Consider the following 1,307-nt stretch of genomic DNA (forward strand, 5'->3'; position numbering starts at 1 on the left):
GCCCGCGCACCCGCCACGGGTAGCGAGGTCTCCGTGGACGCGGTCGGACCGTCGGCGGCATCGGACCTCGTTGGGCGTTGGGTTGTCGCCGTATCGCCGGTGGTCGGTGGGTTGTGCTGCGGCATACTTCAGTTTTACTACACTATTAGTGCATAACAATTCGATTGTTCTTACCTATAGAACACTTCACGATGCGTGCATGAGTAGTCGTGACCGCCTGATCGGGCTCACCGTTGTCGTGCTGTGGGGGTTGAACTTTCTGGCGATTCGGGTGGGCCTGGATCATTTCCCGCCGTTCTTCTTCGTGGGATTGCGGTTCGCGGTGATCGCGGTGCCGGTGCTGCTGTTCGTGCCGCGGCCGCGGGTGCCATGGGGGTATCTGCTGATGTACGGCACGGGGTTCGGGGTGTTGCAGTTCGCCTTCCTGTTCACCGCCATGCGGGCTGGGATGCCGACCGGTTTGTCCTCCTTGGTACTGCAGTCTTCCGCACCGTTCACCGTCCTGCTCGGCGCACTGCTGCTGCGCGAGCGGCTGCGTCCGGTCCAACTGGTCGGCATTGCCGTGGCCATGGCCGGTATGGCGGTCATCGGATGGGATCGCGCGCACTACGCGGCGCTGCTGCCCCTGTTGCTCACCCTGGCCGGTGGATTGAGTTGGGCGTTCGGCAATATCGGATCGCGGCTGGCGATGGCGGATACCGAGGGGGTGAACCCGCTGCACCTGACCCTGTGGATGGCGGTGGTCCCGCCGCTGCCGATGTTCGCGCTCTCGGCGCTGACCGAGGGCCCCACCACGGGCTGGCGGGACCTGGCCGAATCCTTCACCGCGACCGGCTGGCCCGCCCTGGCGGCCCTGGCCTACATCGTCCTGCTCGGCACCATCGCGGGCTCGGGCCTGTGGACCCTGCTCATGAGCCGCTACCCGGCGGGCACCGTCGCCCCGCTGTCCCTGCTGGTGCCGGTGGTCGGCATCGCCGCCGCCTGGGCCTTCCTGCACGAAACCCCGACCGCCCTGTCTCTGCTGGGCGCGGCCGTCGTCATCATCGGAGCCTTCACCGCCACCTCCACCGCCCGCCCCGCACTCGTAGCCGACACGGCCATGGCCGCTTCCTCTCCCGCACCGGTCGTGGCTGCCTCGCGCACCGGCAGGAGCTGAATCAGGCGAACCGGGTATTCGCCCGCGAAGTTCGCAAATTCGCTGGCTCTCGGTTCGAGATCTCGCACCCCAACCGACCACAGGGCGGGATCCGCTGCCTAGGATCGGTCCCGGCTGGGAGGTTTGGGAATGGCAGGACAGCGCATGTCCG

Annotated in this window: 1 protein-coding gene; it reads left to right on the forward strand. The window is 66.9% G+C overall.

What is annotated here, in order from left to right:
* The first annotated feature begins 199 nt into the window (after positions 1-199).
* Complete coding sequence (locus QK444_RS36280; protein WP_282786646.1) at positions 200-1,156, forward strand: EamA family transporter; 957 nt, start codon at positions 200-202, stop codon at positions 1,154-1,156.
* Positions 1,157-1,307: the final 151 nt, after the last annotated feature.

Origin of the sequence: Nocardia sp. CC201C (genome assembly GCF_030010695.1) — a bacterium.
Classification (GTDB): Bacteria; Actinomycetota; Actinomycetes; order Mycobacteriales; family Mycobacteriaceae; genus Nocardia; species Nocardia otitidiscaviarum.

What these genes read in the sequence shown, in the direction of transcription:
- QK444_RS36280 (WP_282786646.1), top strand. Translation starts at nt 200, where the DNA reads ATGAGTAGTCGTGACCGCCTGATCGGGCTCACCGTTGTCGTGCTGTGG.